The sequence below is a fragment of the Dyella amyloliquefaciens genome (assembly GCF_004296575.1).
In the GTDB taxonomy this organism is placed as follows: Bacteria; Pseudomonadota; Gammaproteobacteria; order Xanthomonadales; family Rhodanobacteraceae; genus Dyella; species Dyella amyloliquefaciens.
Genome location: NZ_SAYT01000001.1, coordinates 530700 through 548580 on the forward strand (window position 1 = coordinate 530700; position 17881 = coordinate 548580).

General features: G+C 65.9%; 10 protein-coding genes. 3 read left to right on the plus strand and 7 right to left on the minus strand.

Annotation, left to right across the window (positions count from 1 at the left end):
- Positions 1 to 13 precede the first annotated feature (13 nt).
- The 3 genes from EPB08_RS02140 to EPB08_RS02150 all read right to left on the minus strand — a co-directional run bounded on the left by EPB08_RS02140 (position 14) and on the right by EPB08_RS02150 (position 5737).
- Positions 14 to 2911: a TonB-dependent receptor domain-containing protein gene (locus EPB08_RS02140; protein WP_130617407.1), complete on the minus strand. Its 2898-nt coding sequence runs from the start codon at positions 2909 to 2911 to the stop codon at positions 14 to 16.
- Between the two features lie 165 nt (positions 2912 to 3076).
- Positions 3077 to 4168, minus strand: a complete 1092-nt coding sequence (gene dinB, locus EPB08_RS02145) for a DNA polymerase IV (RefSeq protein WP_130617408.1) — start codon at positions 4166 to 4168, stop codon at positions 3077 to 3079.
- Between the two features lie 240 nt (positions 4169 to 4408).
- On the minus strand, positions 4409 to 5737 hold the full coding sequence (locus EPB08_RS02150) for a tyrosine/phenylalanine carboxypeptidase domain-containing protein (RefSeq protein WP_130617409.1): 1329 nt from the start codon (positions 5735 to 5737) through the stop codon (positions 4409 to 4411).
- A 221-nt stretch (positions 5738 to 5958) separates the two neighbouring features.
- Here EPB08_RS02150 and EPB08_RS02155 point away from each other — a divergent pair, with 221 nt between their 5' ends.
- Positions 5959 to 7287, plus strand: a complete 1329-nt coding sequence (locus EPB08_RS02155) for an APC family permease (RefSeq protein ID WP_130617410.1) — start codon at positions 5959 to 5961, stop codon at positions 7285 to 7287.
- 89 nt (positions 7288 to 7376) lie between these two features.
- Positions 7377 to 9566 (plus strand): beta-galactosidase, encoded by a 2190-nt coding sequence (locus EPB08_RS02160; protein WP_130617411.1) that lies wholly within the window; start codon positions 7377 to 7379, stop codon positions 9564 to 9566.
- Positions 9567 to 10146: 580 nt separating this feature from the next.
- On the opposite strand, the gene EPB08_RS02165 is transcribed toward EPB08_RS02160, so the two are convergent.
- Entirely contained in the window at positions 10147 to 11883 is a 1737-nt protein-coding gene (locus tag EPB08_RS02165) for a M1 family metallopeptidase (protein ID WP_130617412.1), read from the minus strand.
- Positions 11884 to 12034: 151 nt separating this feature from the next.
- Here EPB08_RS02165 and EPB08_RS02170 point away from each other — a divergent pair, with 151 nt between their 5' ends.
- Positions 12035 to 12634, plus strand: a complete 600-nt coding sequence (locus EPB08_RS02170; RefSeq protein ID WP_130617413.1) for a DUF4126 domain-containing protein — start codon at positions 12035 to 12037, stop codon at positions 12632 to 12634.
- A gap of 1024 nt (positions 12635 to 13658) precedes the next feature.
- On the opposite strand, the gene EPB08_RS02175 is transcribed toward EPB08_RS02170, so the two are convergent.
- From EPB08_RS02175 to EPB08_RS02185, 3 genes are all read right to left on the minus strand, one after another.
- A complete protein-coding gene (locus EPB08_RS02175; RefSeq protein WP_130617414.1) occupies positions 13659 to 15038 on the minus strand; it encodes a leucyl aminopeptidase family protein in 1380 nt (459 codons plus the stop codon).
- A gap of 765 nt (positions 15039 to 15803) precedes the next feature.
- Entirely contained in the window at positions 15804 to 16496 is a 693-nt protein-coding gene (locus EPB08_RS02180) for an HAD family hydrolase (protein WP_130617415.1), read from the minus strand.
- Positions 16497 to 16507: 11 nt separating this feature from the next.
- Positions 16508 to 17722, minus strand: coding sequence for a LysM peptidoglycan-binding domain-containing protein (locus tag EPB08_RS02185; RefSeq protein ID WP_130617416.1), 1215 nt, complete (start codon positions 17720 to 17722; stop codon positions 16508 to 16510).
- Positions 17723 to 17881: the final 159 nt, after the last annotated feature.

The window sequence follows — 17881 nt, forward strand, 5'->3', positions numbered from 1 at the left end:
TCTTGCAGTCAGATCAGAACTTGACCGTGGCGCGAGCCCAGAAGTAGCGGCCCATCACGTCGTACGTGGACGTATCGACGTTGAAGTTCGAACCGTTCTGGTAGGCCAGCGGCGGCGTCTTGTCGCTGAGGTTGTCGATACCCACGTCGAAGCGGGTATGGATCTTCGCCCACTCGTAGCCGCCCGAGATCGAGTGATACAGCACGGACGCCATCGGTGCGCTGGCACCGGTGTCGAGGTTCGCGTTCAGATTGGTCACGTTGTGGACGTAACGCGACTGCCACTGTGCGCTCCAGTCACCCAGTGCCCAGTTGACCGTGAGCGTGCCACGCCAACGCGGGATGTTGCCGAACTGCAGGCCGTACGTACCGGCGTAGTTGATCGAATCCGCGCCCGGCTGGCCAGGCGTGGCGTTGTTCTTGTACGTCGAGATGTACGTGGTGTTGAGGCCGGCCTTGAAGTTACCCGGATCCACGCCGCCCACGTCGAAGTGGGGGATGTTGTAGTTGAAGGTGAAGTCGACGCCGGTGGTGCTCAGGTTGCCCAGGTTGACCACGGGTGTGTTGATGTAATTGACCGCGCCGGCGATCTTGCTGGTCTGGTCGTAGCGGTTGATGAACCCGCAGTACGGGCTGCTGTTGTTGGCAAAGCACTCGTTGACTACGGTCTGCGCCTGGATGGGCGTCAGCGTGTCGCTCAGGTAGATGTGCCAGAAGTCCAACGTGCTGGACACGCCTTCCCACCAGCTCGGCGAATACACAAAACCGATGTCGATGGACTTGCCCTGCTCAGGCTTCAGCGTGCTGCCGGCCGGAACCGCGCCCGAGTAGTAGGCCGTGACCTGGCCCAGCGGGTTGCCGCCCCAGTTCTGCGGCACGTTTTGACAGGCAGCAGAGTGCGCGGCCAGTTGCGCGTTGGAGAGTCCAACGCACGGGTCGGTGAGGTTGGGGCCGGCGACGGTGCGGCCGTCATACAGCTCGTCCATGTTCGGCGCGCGGAACACCTGCGAGATCGTGCCGCGCGCCAGCAGGTCTTCGACCGGACGATACTCGATAGCGATCTTGCCGTTGGTGGTGCTGCCCGAGGTGTCGTAGTCGGAATAGCGCAGGCCCACGTCGATATTCAGCGAATACGCCCACGGCTGCTGGCTGAGGATCGGGATCAGTGTTTCCGCGAACAGTTCCTTCACCGAGTCGCTGCCGCCGCCCGGCGAACCGCAGGCTTCGGACAACACCACGCAGGTATTGGTCGTCGGATCGAGGACCGCATCGGCGGTGACGTTGTAGTTCATCGACGTCTTGCGATACAGCGCACCGGTCGACAACTGCATCGCGCCAGCCGGCAGGTCCCAGATTTCGCCGGTAGCGGTGAACTGGCCCTGCTTCATGGTGTTGGTCAGGGTGTACTGCGGTGCATCCACGCCCTTCTTCAGGAGTGCGGTGACCGTCGGGTCGTCCTGGTCGAAGATATTGGCGCCGGCATCGATGGCTGCCTGGAAGGCCGGCACGTTCACTTCGTTGTAGTTGGTCTGGATACGGCGCGAGTGGCCGTAATCGAAGCTGGCATCCCAGCTCCAGGTGCTCTGGCCGAAGTTGCCGCGCAGCCCCGAGTTGATCTCTTCGTTGTTGGTGGTGAAGGTATGCAGGCGCGTACCGAGGCCGGTCAGGCGCACATTGAACGGATAGCCGCTGGTGTTCGGGTCACCGATGGCGCCCTGGCTGAAGGTGACGCCGAACGGGTTGTTCGGGTTGCTGGCCAGCACATGCCAACCGTCGCCCACGCCCGTCGGTGCCGGGGCGTCCTGGCCCGACGAATTGGTGTGGTTGTAGAACGCGTCGGCGTAGAACGTCACATAGTCATTGATCTTGTAGTTGCCAAGAACGAAGACGTTGGTGCGTTCCTGCTGCTGCTGGATGTAGTTGAACGCGTTGTAGTTGTAGGTGTCGTTCGAATCGCTGAAGCAGCGGTAGTCACCCAGGGCGGTGCCATTGCCGCTCGACCGGGTCACGTAGGCGCTGTCGGTATTATTGTAGGGGGCGCAGCCCGGCGATACTTTCAGCGGTACCAGGATGCGGCCGGTCGGAATGGTGTGCGAACCGGAAGGCTGCGGACCGCCGTTGTACAGATACAGCTGCTGCGCGGTGAAGCTGCGACGCGTCGCCAGCACCGGGCTGAACTTGTTGTAGTCGACGCCGGCGACGATGTTGCCCTGGTCGCCGCTCGCGCCCACGGTGAACTGCGCACCATGGCGCTGGCCGTCACCATTGCTGGAGATGCCGTCGTTGACGCTCAGTTCTGCGCCCGTGTAGTCCTTGCGCAGGTGGAAGTTGACTACGCCGCCGATGGCGTCGGAGCCGTACACGGTCGAGGCACCCTCGGCCAGCACGTCCACGCGTTCCACCATGTTCTGCGGAATCATGTTGAGGTCGGCGTTGGCGAGGCGCTGGCCGTCCACCAGCATCAGCGTGCGGTTGACGCCGAGGCCGCGTAGCGACACGCGGGCTGCACCGTCACCGCCTTCCAGCGTGGGGCCTGCGCCGCCACCGCCGTTGGTGTTGTTCTGGGTGTTGGTCGCGTTGCCCGCGACGCTCGGCAGTGCCTGCAGCACGTTGCCCAGTGTCGGGCTGCCGTTATTGGTGATGGCGGTGCGATCCAACGTGACGACCGGGCTGGCCGTTTCGGCGTCCACGCGGCGGATCAGCGAGCCGGTGACCGACACGGCAGTCAGCGTCTTGGCATTCGATTGCTTGGGTTGTTCCGTGGTGCCTTGCGTGGTCGTCTGATCTTGCGCCGCGGGTCCGTTCTTATTTGCGGTGGCGTCCTGTGCCTGTGCCAATGCGGCGGTCGATGCAATACCAACGGATAGAGCCAGACGTACCGCTACTGATAGGCGATTCTGATTGGACTGCATGATGTCTCCCCGATTTGAAGGCAAAAGGGACCCGCTATAGGCGCCTAAACGTCTATAGGTGTCGTGTTGCCATTGGTTCCCCCAGCCCAACTCTTTCAGGAAATCGGAGGCGAGTAAAGGCCTTTTTAACGTGTATTTCGGCATAGGCCTACAAACGCGTAAGCTTCACGCAAGCTTGTCGAAGAGATCGCTCTGGGCCACGAAGCTATCGGCATCGACGAAGCCGGCCAGGCCCACGCCGACCAGGCGGTATTGCGTGTCGGCGGGGCGCTCCACGCGATCGCGCAGGGCACAGGCGATCTCGGCCAGCTCGGCGGCGGAGACGGGCCGTGTAGAAGGCGTGAAGCTGCGGGTGAGCGTATGAAAATCCGACGTCTTCAACTTCAGCACCACGGTGCGGGCGATGCGCCCGTCCTGTGCTTCGCGCTGGTGCGCCGCCCAGGTTTTCTCGGCGAGGCGACAGATGTGCGGCGCCAGTTCGTCCAACGTGAGGTCGTGCGCGAAGGTGTCTTCGGCGGACACCTGCAGGGTGGGGCGATGCGGCTCGACCGGATGCTCGTCGATGCCTTGCGAGAGTTCGTGCAGTCGCTTGCCCCAGCGGCCGAAGCGTTGCTCAAGCTCCGCCGAAGAGAACGCCCGCAGGTCGCCTACCGTGGCGATGCCCAGCTCGGTCAGGCGCGCCTCCATCACCTTGCCCACGCCGGGCAGACGGCCGACAGGCAAGGGTGTCAGGAAATCCGCCACCTGATGTGGGCGTATCACGAACAACCCGTCGGGCTTGTTCCAGTCCGAGGCGATCTTGGCGAGGAACTTGTTGGGCGCCACGCCCGCCGATGCGGTGAGCTGCGTCTCTTCGCGGATTGCGGCGCGTATTGCTTCCGCCGTGGCCGTGGCGGAGGGGAGCTGCGTATAGGTGGTGGTGACGTCGAGGTAGGCCTCGTCCAGCGAGAGCGGCTCGATCAGGTCGGTGTGACGGCCGAAGATCTCGCGCACCTGCCGTGACACTGCTTTGTACCGGGTGAAATCCGGCGGCACGAAGATCGCCTGCGGACACAGCCGCTCGGCGCGCACGGCGGGCATGGCCGAACGCACACCGAACTTGCGCGCCTCGTAGCTCGCTGCGCACACCACCGAGCGCGCACCACGCCACGCCACCACCACGGGCTTGCCGCGCAACGAAGGATCGTCGCGCTGCTCCACCGATGCGTAGAACGCATCCATGTCGACGTGGATGATTTTTCGGGAGGGCGTGGGCACGGGGTAAGGCGAAGGGGCGGCGGTGCACAGTCAACCACGAACCCCCGCCACCTGGGTACCCACACTCATTCCTTGTAGTAGGAGCGCACCCAGTGCGCGATCACAAGGCCGCGCCATCGCGTGAGCCATCCCTGTGGGAGCGCACCCTGTGCGCGACACCTGACGAAGCGAAACACCGCATCGCCCAGTCGCGCACAGGGTGCGCTCCCACAATGAGAACGACAGCGGGCGGCAGCGCCGCTAGTGCCACTGCGTCTGCAGCGTCTCGTCCACCAATGCGTTTTCGAACGCCACGAAGCTGTCCAGGTCCAGCGTGTCCAGGCGGAAGCGCTGGGCGGCCGTGAAGAACGCCAGCAGCGACAGCACGCGCTGCGGATTCCTCGCCCAGGGTGGCACGTACACCGCACGCGTGATCAGCCCGGTTTCCAGGTACGGCGACAACGTGATCACGTCCGTCGTGGTCACGCGACCCGCGAACAGCAGCGGCAGCATTTCCGCACGACCTTCCTGCAGGGCTTTGCGGATGAACAGGTACACGATCATCACGCCCTGCAGGTACGCACCGTCCTTGGTGAAGCAGACGCGGCCGCGCACGTCGCCGCCGCGGAAGATGCGCGATGCGCTGCGATAGCTCTCCACCGGCGTCTGGCCGGCCTCGAGGAAGCCGCGGAAGATCTCGATGAAATCGGCGCCGTCGAGGGCGCGCTTCACCATGATTACGCGCAGCGCGACACGGCGAAGCCGGTTGAGGTCGATCGAGCCGGTGATGATTTCCGAGAACGTGGCCAGCCCCTCCTGTGCACGCGTGGTACGCGGTGAGCCCAGGCCCAGTGACTTGAGGTAAGGCTGGTGCTTGCCGTTGAGCAGGGTGGCGGTGTGCACGAAGGCTTCGTGCTCGGTGAGCTGCGCCAGGTCCAGTTCGGAGAACAGCGCGGTGGAACGCAGGTTGATGCTCTTGCTACCCGCCGTGGCCTTGGAAGAGAGGTCGGGGTTGAGCACCACGTCCACCCGGTCCCTGTCGAAGAACGTGCCTAGGCGTTCGCGCAGGCGTTCGGCGAATTCCTCGGCGGGGATGTCGGCCGGAACGACCGGGATGGCCTCGCGGCTGATCAGGTCGTCGGTGATGGTGATGACGTCCTGCGCCGCGTCAAACGCGCTCGCGGTCTGGCTGCTATGCACGCGGTCGGGACGGCCGTACAGCGCCGTCGAGCAGCGCGTGAAGGTCTCGGTACCCACGTTCATCAGCATCTGCGCCGCGGTGAGGTAGCTCCACGCGGTCTTGAACAGCCAGTCGCCGATCGGGTGGCCGCGGTCGAGCTTGGCCATGATGGCGCGCAGCGCATCCATTTCGCCGCTGAGATCGGGATGGCGGCGCGGTGGGTCCGGCAGTTGCGGATTGCCGCGCTCGTATCCCTCCAGGAATTTCGCTTCCAGCTCCACGGGCCAGTCGATGGCCTTCAGCACGCGAATCTTCTTGCCGACCTTTACCAGCTCGCTGTCGAGTTCGAGCAGCGGCCCCAGGGTCGGGTCGTCCTCGGGCCGGACGACTTCGCTCTCAACGATACTCATGACGCCTCCTGGAAGGGGCCGACCGGTGGTCCGGCCGGCATGCAGCGACGGGGGAGACCGGAACTGTGCTCCCGCACCCTGTGATGCGCTAGCGAAGAACTACTGAAGCCGGGAGAAAAAAGGCAGCGGCGCCCGATTGTTGCAGTCACATGTCGAAGTCGATGGCGATCTCGCGCTATCGTCGGACCTTCGTACTTGTCACCAGGATGCTGTTGCGCACCATGACTGCCGAAACAAATCCCGCGTATCTGCGCCGCCTGGGCACCTGGGATGCTGCCGCCATCGTCATTGGCGGCGTGATTGGCGCGGGCATCTTCCGCAGCGCGTCCACCGTGGCCGAGCGCACCTCCTCGGGCGCGCAGACGTTGGCGCTGTGGGTCATCGGTGGCCTGCTCACCCTGGCCGGCGTGCTCTGCTACGCCGAACTGGGCGCGCGCCGGCCGCAGGCGGGTGGCGTCTATATTTATCTGCGCGAGGCGTTCGGCCAGCTGCCGGCCTTCCTGTTCGGCTGGACCATGGCGCTGATCAATTACCCCGGCAGCGTGGCGGCGGTGGCCACCACCTTCGCCGACTACTTCTGTTCGGCCATCGGCCTTCCGGCAGGATGGGTGCGGCCGGTGGGTGCGGGCGCCATCGCCTTCATCGTTGCCGTGAACTTTTTCGGCATCCGTGCCGGCTCGCGCATGCTCAACGTGTTCACCGTGCTCAAGGTCTCGGCCATCGCGCTGGTGGTGGTGGTGGGCGTGGTGCTGGCGCACGGGCAGTTCGGCAACGTGCTGGCGGCGGACCCGACCCACGCCTTGCCGCCGGGCGCGTTCCTCGGCGCATTGCTGCCGGTGCTGTTCACCTATGGCGGCTTCCATTACCTGAACGACCTGGCCGGCGAAGTGCGCGATCCGCAGAAGACCCTGCCGCGCGCGCTGGGCCTGGGCCTGGGCGGCGTGGTGGTGTGCTACGTGCTGGTGAACTTCGCCTACCTCGCCGGACTCGGCCATGCGGGACTGGCAGCCAGCCGCGCGCCGGCCGCCGACCTGATGCACGCCATGTTCGGTGACAGCGGCGCCACCGTGATCGCGATCGGCATCGCCTGTTCCACCTTCGGCTATTGCAGCATCGCCATCGCCGGCGGCGCGCGCGTGCTTCAGACCATGGGCGCCGACGGCATGCTTTTCGGCGCGGTGGGTCGCATCGACCCGCGCTGGCACGCGCCTCGCGTGGCGCTGGCTCTGCTCGGTGGCTGGGCCATCGTGCTGGTCATTTCCGGCAGCTTCGGCCAGTTGGTGGACTACACCACGGTGGGCGAGTGGTTGTCCCATGCGTTCGGCATCGCCACGCTGTTCTGGTATCGCCGCCGTTTCCGCGACGAGCCCTCGCCTTATCGCGTGCCGCTGTATCCGTTGCTGCCGGTGCTGTTCGTGGGCACGGTGCTGAGTGTCATCGTGGCCACGGCCATCCACTCGCCGAGCGATGCAGGCATGAGCCTGGCGCTGATCGCCGTGGGCGTGCCGGTGTACTACGGCTGGCGCGCGTGGCAACGGAAGAGGGCATGATCTTGCGTCGTATGCCGTCGCCTCGTTCAGCAAGGCAGCCTTCAGACGAGACAGGCATACTGCCGCGACTTCTCCGCACCGAGTTGCCGATGAGACGGATCGCCCCACTAGCCGTGTGTTGCCTGCTGGCCCTTGCGGGTTGCCAGAAGGCTGCCGATACGGACCGGGCCGACCTCAGTCGCGTCGCCGCCACGCCGCTGCCCACGACCGCCAAGGCCCCTGCGACCACCGCGCCGACCACGCAGACCGCGCTCGATCACGTGGACCGCGACGGCGCGCCGATCACCGTGGCCGGCATGTCGTTGCAGCGCTATGTGTTCCAGCCCTCGCCACAGCCGCAGCTCACCGTATCGCTCGACAAGGGCGAGTGGGACTGGTCCAAGGAAGGTTCGCTGCATGTGGACATGCAGAACGCCATGCCGTGGGCCATCACGCTCACCGTCGACATCGACGGCGCCAAGGAAGGGCAGCACCTGCACGCGACGGTCGGCATCCCGGCCGGTCCGCCGCAGACCCTGATCATTCCGCTGCATGCCGCCTCGCCGAGGGCAATGGGCATGCAGGCCGGTCCGCCGATGCCCTACGTGGCGGGCGGCAAGCGCATCTATGTGGCCACCACGGTGGAAGGTTCGCTCGATCTCGCCCATGTGAAGGCGGTGCGACTCGGCATGCCTGCACCCACGGCGGCGCAGACCGTGCTGTTCGGCAAGCTCGACACCTCGCGTGGCGACCATGACCTGCGCGACGCCTATACCGGCATCGTCGACGCCTGGGGCCAGTACACGCGCGGCCAGTGGCCGGGCAAGGTCGATTCCGACGACGCGCTTCGTGGCGTGCGACACAAGGGCAAGCCCGTCCCGGTCGGCCCGGCCGTCGCGCACAAGGGCTTCGACCGCTTCGGTGGCCGCACCGACGTGCCTGCCTTCAAGGCCAGTGGCTGGTTCCGCGCCGAGCAGCGCGACGGCCGCTGGCATCTGGTGACGCCCGAAGGCCATGCCTTCTTCTCGCTGGGCGTGAACGTGGTCGATGACGACGGTGGCCGCACCTACATCGAAGGCCGCGAGTTCATGTTCAAGGACCTGCCGCGCAACAGCGGCCGCTGGGCGCCGTTCTTCGGCACCCAGGGCAAGCCGTCCGGCGACCAGTCGGCATCGGCAGGCATCGGCTACAACCATGGCCGCTGGTTCGACTATTACTCGGCCAACCTGTTCCTGGCCGACGGCCATCATTGGCGCGAGGCCTGGCGTTCGCGCACGGTGGACCGCCTGGAGCACTGGGGCTTCAACACGCTGGGCAACTGGAGCGACGACGCGCTGACGCAGACGCACCACCTGGCGTACACGCGCTCGGTCAACATCGCCGGCGTGTTCGGCAATGTCTCCAGTGGCTACGACTACTGGGGCCGCATGCCCGATCCGTTCGATCCGCGCTTCGCCCAGGCGGCCGACGCGGCGGCGGCGCAGGCCACCAAGGAAGTGCGCGACGACCCGTGGCTGCTGGGTTACTTCGCCGACAACGAGCTGGCGTGGGCCGGGCAGGGGCCGCAGGGTCGCTGGGGCCTCGCGCAGGGTACGCTGCGTGGCGAGGCGCGCAGTCCGGCCAAGCAGGCCTTCATCGAGGTGCTGAAGAAGAAGTACGGCACGCCGGCGAAGCTCGCCGCGGCCTGGGGCATCACGCTGGATTCGTGGGACGCGCTGCAGGCGACCAACTACGCCGCGCCCGATCCGAACGAAGCACACCCTGCCATTGCCGACGATTACAGTGCATGGCTGCGCCAGTACGCGGACCAGTACTTCCGCACCGTCGCGCAGGCCATCCACAAGCACGACCCGCATCACCTGTTCCTCGGCGGCCGCTTCGCCGTGCACACCCCCGAAGCCGTGGCCTCCTGCGCGCAGTATTGCGACGTGGTGAGCTTCAACGCTTACGCCGACGTGCCCGAGCACGCCTTCGACGCAGCCGCCTTCGCCAAGCTGGGCAAGCCCGCGCTGATCACCGAATTCCACTTTGGCTCCGACGACCGCGGCCCGTTCGCCAAGGGCGTGGTGCCGGTATGGAACGAGCAGCAGCGCGGCGAAGCGTATGCGCGCTACGTGGCAGCCGCGGCGGCCGACCCGGTCATCGTGGGCGTGCACTGGTTCCAGTACGTGGACCAACCGATCACCGGGCGCCTGCTCGATGGCGAGAACGCGCATATCGGCCTGGTCGCGATCACCGACAAGCCGTTCAAGAGCTTCGTCGACGCGGTACGCGAGGCGAACCGCAACACGGGTTACTGACGACCGTCTTCCGTGACGCGGGCTGTTACTCCCTCTCCCTTCGGGAGAGGGTTGGGGAGAGGGTGCGGTTCTCGCCGCGGGCCTCAACGCTGTCGTATGGATCGGGGCCCGGAGCCCCGTGATTTTCGTCTTCGGCAGTTACGCTGCCGCCAGCTTGCTCGCCTGCCGCGGGCTTCCGAGCCGCTGCCGCGGCCCGGGTCACTTTCTCTTGCTTGCCCAAGTCCCACAGGGATTAGCTTCGCGTCAGAAAGTAACCAAAGAGAACGGCACCCCGCGTGGCGCTGTCTGGGCCTTCGGCCCAGCCAGTCCGTGAGGGGCGACCGGGCTTTTCGACCGGGCTCCTGCCCGGACGAAAAGTGCCCGACGTCCTGTCGGGCACCCCTGCGGGGCCTGATCGTCCACCCCTCACCGCCACACAGGGGAGGTTTGTAGGCTCGTGCCGCTGCGCGGCACATCGCGTTGAAGAGTGCTGCTGCTCGTTGTGGGAGCGCACCCTGTGCGCGACACCTACGGAGCGAGGCATCCCGCACCCCCGTCGCGCACAGGGTGCGCTCCCACAGTAAAGAAAGAGAGGGCGCCCTTACTTCGCCGCCTTCGCCTTCTTCGCCGCCTGTTCCTTCTTCCACTGCTGGTATTCGTTGAAGTGCGGCATGTCACGCAGCACCTTGGTGTGCGGATCGATGATCACCAGCGTGCCTGCCGGTGCATCCACGCTGCCATTGCCGTCGGTCATCGGCAGCGTCACCACCTTGTCGCCCACCTGCACTTCCACCGGCATCGGGAACGGCTTGTCGTGCGGTACCTGCCAGTGCAGGCGCAGCGTGTTGCCGTCTTGGTGCGTCTCCAGCTTCGGCAACGCGGACTCGTACAGGTACACGTCGAAGAACCAGCGCATGTCGCGACCGGTTACCTGGTTCACGATGTCGATGTACTCGCGCGTGCTGGAGTAGTGCGGGGTGAAGTTGCCCGGCTTCGGGTCCGGACGGCCGTATACCAGTCGGCGCGTGCTGTCGAAAAACGCCTGGTCGCCGATCAGCTGGCGCAGCGTGTGCAACATCAGCGAGCCCTTGTAGTAGATGTCGTTGCCCGGGCCGTGATCGGCGTCGTACACCTCGTGCTCGAACTGGCTACGGCCGGCCACGATCGGGTAGGCGTTGCGCACCATCGAACGCTCGTCCTGCAGCATCGAGAAGTACGGCATGTCGCCGTAGAGGTACTGGCCGTACAGCGGCTGCATGTAGGTGCCGAAGCCCTCATGGATCCACATGTCGTCCCAGTCGGCATTGGTCACCTGGTTGCCGAACCACTCGTGCGAGAACTCATGCTGCAGCAGCCAGTCGAAGCCGTACTGGCTGCGCGCGTAGCCGTTGCCGTAGGCGTTGATGGTCTGGTGTTCCATGCCCAGGTGCGGGGTTTCCACCACGCCCATCTTTTCATCGCCGAACGGGTAGGGGCCGATCTCCTGCTCGAAGAAGTCCAGCATGCGCGGGAACTCGCTGAACAGCTGCTTGGCCTGCGCCTCATGGCCGCGCAGGTACCACATCTGCATCGGAATCGTGTTGCCGTAGCGGCTGTGGTAATCGCCCTTCACCACGTCAAACGGACCGATGTTGATCGAGATCGCATACGTGGTCGGGTGCTTCGCGCGCCAGTGGTAGGTGTGCGTGGCGCCATGCTCCTTGATGTCCACCAGCACGCCGTTGCCCGGCGCTGCGAGCGACTTCGGTACGGTGACATAGGTGTCCACCAGGTCCGGCTTGCCCATCGGGTGGTCGATGCACGGCCAGAACAGGTCGCAGCCTTCGCCCTCCACCGCACTGGCGATCCACGGCTGGCCGTCCTCGGTCTTGGACCACACGAAGCCACCGTCCCACGGCGCCTTCTTCGCCACGTGCGGCTTGCCGCCGTAGTGGATCTCCACCGTGGTCTTGCCGCCCTTGGCCAGCGGCTTGGGCAGATGGATGCTCAGGCGGCCATCGGGATTGCTCCACTGGTCCGCCGCCAGCACCTTGCCGTCCACCGACACGCGGCTGATCGCGTAGTTGTGGTCCAGGTCGAGCAGCAGCGTGTCGGTCGCTTCGCGCGCGCTGAAGGTGAGCTTGGCGGCCACATCCAGGCTCTGCTGTTCGATATCGACGCCGAAATGCAGCTCCGCATGATCGAAGTGCAGCCGTGCCTGCTCCGCCGGCATGGTGCCGCCGGAACGTACCGTCTGCTCACTGAGCGGTGGCTGCGTGGCGGGCTTGGCGTCCTCGGCATGGGCGAAGGAAGCAAGCGCGGCGCACAGGGCGAGGGAGAGCAGGCGCGGTGTCGACATGGACGATCCCCTGGTTTTGGTCAAACCCGCAGGATGACAGCCCGGACGCGCGGGCGGCATCGCCGAAAGTCATGGGTCAGCTTCGCGCGAGCTTGTGGCCGGCCGCTCGCGGCGCGCATGCTTGGTCCGCCCCGTGGACGAGGGATGGCTCATGGACCTGCTGCAGAACCTGGCGTTGGCGGGCGGCCTGTCCTGGGCCAGCGGCTTCCGCCTCTACGCCACCGTCTTCATCGCCGGCCTGCTGGCGCGACTGGGCTACGTGCACCTGCCCGATGGCCTGAGCATGCTCACCGACACCTGGGTGCTGGTGACCTCAGGCGTGCTGGCGGTCGGCGAGTTCGTGGCCGACAAGGTGCCCGCGTTCGACAGCGTGTGGGACGCGATCCACACCTTCGTCCGCGTTCCCGCTGGCGCGTTGCTGGCGTGGGGCGTGTTTCGCGACTCCGGGGCGGGCGCGCAGTTCGCGGCGGCGCTGCTGGGGGGCGCGATTACCTCGGGCACCCATCTGGCGAAGACCGGTGGCCGTGCGCTGATCAACACCTCACCCGAGCCCTTCAGCAACTGGGGCGCCAGCGCGGGCGAGGACATCTCCTGGCTGGGTGGCATGTATCTGATGTGGCAGCACCCGGCGGTCTTCCTGGTGCTGCTGGGGATCTTCGTGTTGTTCCTGGTGTGGTTGGTGCCGAAGATCCTGAGAGGGTTGAGGGCGCTGGCGCGCAGGTTGCGAGGGGAGCGGGTGTCCCGCGCGTAGCGGCGGGGTTCCTATGCTGTTACTCCCTCTCCCTCTGGGAGAGGGCTGGGGAGAGGGTGCGGGTCTCGCCCCAGGCCGCAACGTAAGCAGGGAGCAGAGATTCGGCTTCTGGTCGATGCGATACCGCCAGCTTGCCGCTTACGCAGCGGGCGTTTCGATCGTCTGCCGACGCTCGAGTCACTTTTCTTTTGCTGGTCCAAAAGAAAAGTAACCCAAAGAAAACGACCTTCAGAGCCAGAGCTGGCAGCACTCCGCAGGGAAAGGCCTTGGAGGTTCCGGAGCCCGGATTGCGACCGCCTCCGCCGCTAGCGCGCGGCTACACCGCAACGCGCCATAGCGCTGAGGACTTAAAGCCGCGCCCGCTTCGCTCCCTCTCCCCTCCGGGGAGAGGGCCGGGGTGAGGGGTCAATCTTGCGAGAGCGTGGGAAGCGACGCGAAGTGTCATCGCGCACTAGGTGCGCTCCTACAAAGAGCAGACCCCACCATCTCCGCAACGCGATGTGCCGCGCAGCGGCACGAGCCTACAAACCTCCCCTGTGTGGCGGTGAGGGGTGGACGATCAGGCCCCGCAGGGGTGCCCGACAAGGATGTCGGGCACTTTTCGCCCGGGCAGGAGCCCGGTCGAAAAGCCCGGCCGCCCCTCACGGACTGGCTGGGCAAAGCCCAGACAGCGCCACGCGGGGTGCTCTTTCTTTTGGTTACTTTTCTTTGAGCAAGCAAAGAAAAGTGACTCGGCTGCCGGCAGGCAGTCGAAACGCTCGCCGCGTAGGCGGCAAGCTGGCGGCAGCACGGCAACCGCAGGCGAAATCCGTTCTCACAAGAGCGATAAGCGTGCAGATCGCGGCGAAAGGCTGTCGCGCACAGGGTGCGCTCCCACAAAAAGCGCGGGGCTAGCGTGGGGACTGACGCGACGTGTTATCGCGCACTGGGTGCGCTCCTACAGGGAGGGCGTGGCGCAGCGCGGATGGATCGGGCGATGGCAGCGCGCACGAAGCGCACCGCGCATCGCCCCTCGAGAGCCAGATCAGCCCGCGTACTTCTTCTGCAAAAACGCAAAGAACGCCCGCAACCCCAGCGCCTCACCACCGCGCGGCCGACCCGGCCGATCCGCGTCGTTCCACGCATACGTATCCAGATGCAGCCACGGCGTGTTCTCAGGCACGAAGCGCTCCAGGTACAGCGCAGCCGTAATCGCGCCCGCATGCCGCGAAGCGCCCGAGTTGGCGATGTCGGCCAGGTACGACTCGAGCATCTTGCGATAAGGACGCCACAACGGCAGGCGCCACAGTGGGTCGTTGACCGTGCGGCCGGCGGCGAGCACGCGCTCGGCGGCATCGTCGTTGTTGGCGAACAGGGCCGGCAGGTCCGCGCCCAGCGCGATGCGCGCGGCGCCGGTGAGCGTGGCGAAATCGATGATCAGTTCCGGCTTCTGCTCGGTCGCGTAAGCCAGCGCATCGCACAGTACCAGGCGGCCTTCGGCGTCGGTGTTGTCGATTTCCACGGTGATGCCGGCGCGCGTGGTGATCACTTCACCCGGACGCAGGGCCGCGCCGGAGACGGCGTTCTCCACCGCCGGAATCAGCAGCTGCAGGCGCACCGGCAGCTTTGCCTGCATGATCAGGCCGGCCAGCGCGATCGCATGCGCGGCGCCGCCCATGTCCTTCTTCATCCAGCGCATGCCGTCGGCGGGCTTGAGGTCGAGGCCGCCGGTGTCGAAGCACACGCCCTTGCCGACCACGGCGATCTTCGGATCGCTGGCCTTGCCCCAGGTGAGTTCGATCAGGCGCGGCGCGCGATGGCTGGCGCGGCCCACGGCGTGGATGGTGGGGAAGTTGGCTTCAAGCAATTCATCACCCACCCACTCGCGCACCTTGCCCTTGTGCGCCTTGCCCAGCTGCTTCACCGCGTCGGCGAGATGCTTGGGACCCATGTCCTCGGTGGGCGTGTTGACCATGTCGCGCACCTGCGCGGTGGCTTCCACCAGCGGTGCGAGCACCTTCAGGTCGGCGGCAGGGATGGCCAGCTTCGCCGGCGCGCGGCGCGCCTTGCGATAGCGGGTGAACTCGTAGGCGCCCAGCGCCCAGCCCAACGCCGCCTGCAGGCGATCCTTCAGCACGCCCTCGTCGGCGAGGTGATAAGTGGCCTCGGGCAGCGCGCGCGGCATCGCGCCCAGTGCGCCGAGCGGGTCGGTGGCGTCCACGCCCACCAATACGCGAACCAGCTTGCCGCCTTCATCGGGAATGAGCGCGAACGTGCCCGGTGCCGCTTCGAAGCCGAACGAACTCAGCCACTGCCGCTGGACGGCGGTGAGGCGGCGTTTGATGGCGGCGAAGTGGGAGGCGTCGGTGGTCTCGATGGCGATGCTTTGGCGATCGCTGTTCTTGCGTTCGATGAGAGCGGACATGAATTTCCTTGCGCGCGGCACCGTGCAGCGCGGAGAGAAGAGGGGTAACCCCAATGATGCGCGCTTTTGCCGTGCAGGGGGAGGGAGTGAATTGCACTGGCGCAACGGGGCGCTGGATGTGAGGCCGATCGCGCACTGGGTGCGCTCCTACAGTGGCGATAGGTGACGTTGTCGCGAGCACCCACCCCTCACCCCAGCCCTCTCCCCGAAGGGGAGAGGGAGAAGTGATGGACCGGGGCGGATGGCGAAGCGGCCTTAAGCCCTCAGCGCATCGGAGAGTTGCGGTGTATCCGTGCCCTATGAGGTAGCACGTCTGTAACTCGGCTTGCCCCAGTCATCTGACGCTTCTATCCCGCATACCGCTATGAGCTCTGGCTCTTCAGGTCGTTTTTTTTGGGTTACTTTTCTTTTGGACCAGCAAAAGAAAAGTGACTCGAGCGTCCCACGGGACTAGCTTCGCGTCGTCGGCAGACGATCGAAACGCCCGCCGCGTCCCACAGGGACTAGCTTTGCGTCGTAGGTGGCACGCTGGCGGCAGCCCATCGAGCAGAAGCCGAAGCTCCGGATGAAGTGCTCCTGGGGCGCGTACAAAGCTCTTTTGGCCTACGCACTGATGGGGGACAGTGGCGAGAGCCGCACCCTCTCCCCACCCCTCTCCCGGAGGGAGAGGGAGCTACCACTCGCATCCCGGAGAACGAGGGCCTGATGAGCCTGTCGCGCACAGGGTGCGCTCCTACAGATGTAGGAGAGGGATTGAGGGCAGGGCTACCCCTGCCTCTCCAACCAATCCGCCAACTCCCCCATATGCCGCAAATCCAGATCCGGCGCCCGCCCCAGTGCACCCGGCCACGGATGCCCGGCGCGATTGATCCACGCCGTGCGCAGGCCCGCATCGCGCGCGCCCACCACGTCCAGCTCGGGATCATCACCCACATGCAGGATCTCGCCGGCAGTCAGGCCCAGCAGTTCGGCGGCTGCGAGGAAAATGCGCGGATCAGGCTTGGGCACGCCGGTGTCGCGCGCGCAGACATGGTGCGCGAAGTGCGCGCGGATGCCGATGCGGTCGATGTCGGCGTTGCCGTTGGTGAGGCTGGCGATCGGCCAGCGGCCGGCGAGGCGTTCCAGCGCCGGCAGGCTTTCGGGGAAAAACTCCACGCTGTTGCGCGCGGAGAAGTAGATCTCCCACAACGCTTCCACCGGTGCCTCGTCGATGCCGCAGTGGGCAAAGGCGCGTCGGATGGTCAGATGGCGTTGCGCGGTGAAATCGTGCGAGAGGTCGCTGCGCTCGGCGGCGACCTCCGCGCGCAGCGCGCGCATGGCCGGGATGGGCCATGCGCGTGCCACGTCGGGATAGTGCTGGCGCAGATACGCATCGACATCGCGATCCGCGCGTTCCAGGGCCGGCAGCACCGGCCACAGGGTGTCGTCGAGGTCGAGCGTGATGGCGCGAATGCGCACGCCGCGACCTATCAGTTGCCGCTGACCTTCAGTACCTGGTCGAGCTTCACCGTGTCGCTGGTCAGGTGGTTCCAGTCCTTCAGCTGGGCGACCGTCACCGAGTACTTCTCGGCGATCACCGACAGCGTTTCACCCTTGGCGACCTTGTGGGTCTCGCCAGCCGCAGCGGCCTTGCGTGTTTCCACGGCCTGCTTGGCTTCCAGTGCGCGCTCCGAGGTCGGCGCCGTGGCCGAGGCCGACGCATAGGTCGCACCCGGGGCGGCGAGCACCGGCGGGGCCGGGGTCGGTTCCACCTGCATCTTGATGCCGATCTCGGCGAGGATCTTCTCGCGGCGAGCCGTGTCGTTGGCGGCCAGTTCCGGTGCATCCGAGTACGGCACCAGCTGGTGCTGGCGGGCCAGCGCCTTCACCGTGTCGGTGTGCAGGAATTCCATGAACTGCTGGACCAGCGCAGCCTTCGGGCTGTTCGCGTTGGTCACCAGGTACAGCGGGGTGTACAGGATGTAGCTGCCGTCGGTGACGGTGGCCAGGCTCGGACGCGTGCCGTCGACGCTGATCATCTTCACCTTGCTGTTGGTGGCCACGCCCGAGAGGGTGGTCACGCCCAGCGCGTTCGGGTCGAGCGTCACGGCTTCTTCCAGCTTCGCCGTGTTCACGTACAGGCGGGGCGCCGCCACCGGCTGGTTGCCGCGGCCGAACAGCAGGCGACGCAGGCTGTATTCCACGCCGTCACCCGGGCTCGCCACGGCGTACAGGTTGATCGGCGCGTCCTTGCCGCCCACGTCCTTCCAGTTGGTGATCTTGCCGTAGTAGATGTCGTGCAGCTGCTTCGGGGTGAGGTTGTTCGTCGGGTTCGACGGATGCGTGATCATCACCAGCGCGTCGTACGCCACCGGCATGAACTGCAGGTCGGTCTCGGTACCACCGGCGCTGCCTCGCGCGCTGCCTGCCACGTCGGCCATGCCGTGCGCGACGGCATCAAGGCCCGAGGCGGTGTTGAACGGCTCGATCTCGATGCGGCCCTTGCCGCTCTTTTCCCAGGCCTTGGCCACGTCGTCGACCACGCCGCGTGCGGTGGCGTAGTCGCCGCGCCACACCAGCGAGGGCAGCGGTGCGGCCTTGGTCGACTTGGCAGGCGTCTTGGTTTTGCCGGCGGCGAGTGCGCCGGTGGCCGCGCATGCGGTAAACAGCGCGACGACGAGAAGGCGGGAAATGCGTGATGACATGGCGGTTGGGAACCCCGAGTACTGATAGGTGGTCCGCAGGCCGCCTTGATGGGCGTGCGTGCAGGGATTAGGTGTAACCCGGGTATTTCAGCTAGCTCCGGGCCAAACATCAAGCTACTGCGAAGGCCTAATGCAGGGAAAAACGCGATGCCGCGCACG

Coding starts and splice junctions, on each gene's coding strand:
- EPB08_RS02140 (WP_130617407.1), bottom strand. CDS start 2,911: ATGCAGTCCAATCAGAATCGCCTATCAGTAGCGGTACGTCTGGCTCTA.
- EPB08_RS02150 (WP_130617409.1), bottom strand. CDS start 5,737: ATGAGTATCGTTGAGAGCGAAGTCGTCCGGCCCGAGGACGACCCGACC.
- EPB08_RS02155 (WP_130617410.1), top strand. CDS start 5,959: ATGACTGCCGAAACAAATCCCGCGTATCTGCGCCGCCTGGGCACCTGG.
- EPB08_RS02160 (WP_130617411.1), top strand. CDS start 7,377: ATGAGACGGATCGCCCCACTAGCCGTGTGTTGCCTGCTGGCCCTTGCG.
- EPB08_RS02165 (WP_130617412.1), bottom strand. CDS start 11,883: ATGTCGACACCGCGCCTGCTCTCCCTCGCCCTGTGCGCCGCGCTTGCT.
- EPB08_RS02170 (WP_130617413.1), top strand. CDS start 12,035: ATGGACCTGCTGCAGAACCTGGCGTTGGCGGGCGGCCTGTCCTGGGCC.
- EPB08_RS02175 (WP_130617414.1), bottom strand. CDS start 15,038: ATGTCCGCTCTCATCGAACGCAAGAACAGCGATCGCCAAAGCATCGCC.
- EPB08_RS02185 (WP_130617416.1), bottom strand. CDS start 17,722: ATGTCATCACGCATTTCCCGCCTTCTCGTCGTCGCGCTGTTTACCGCA.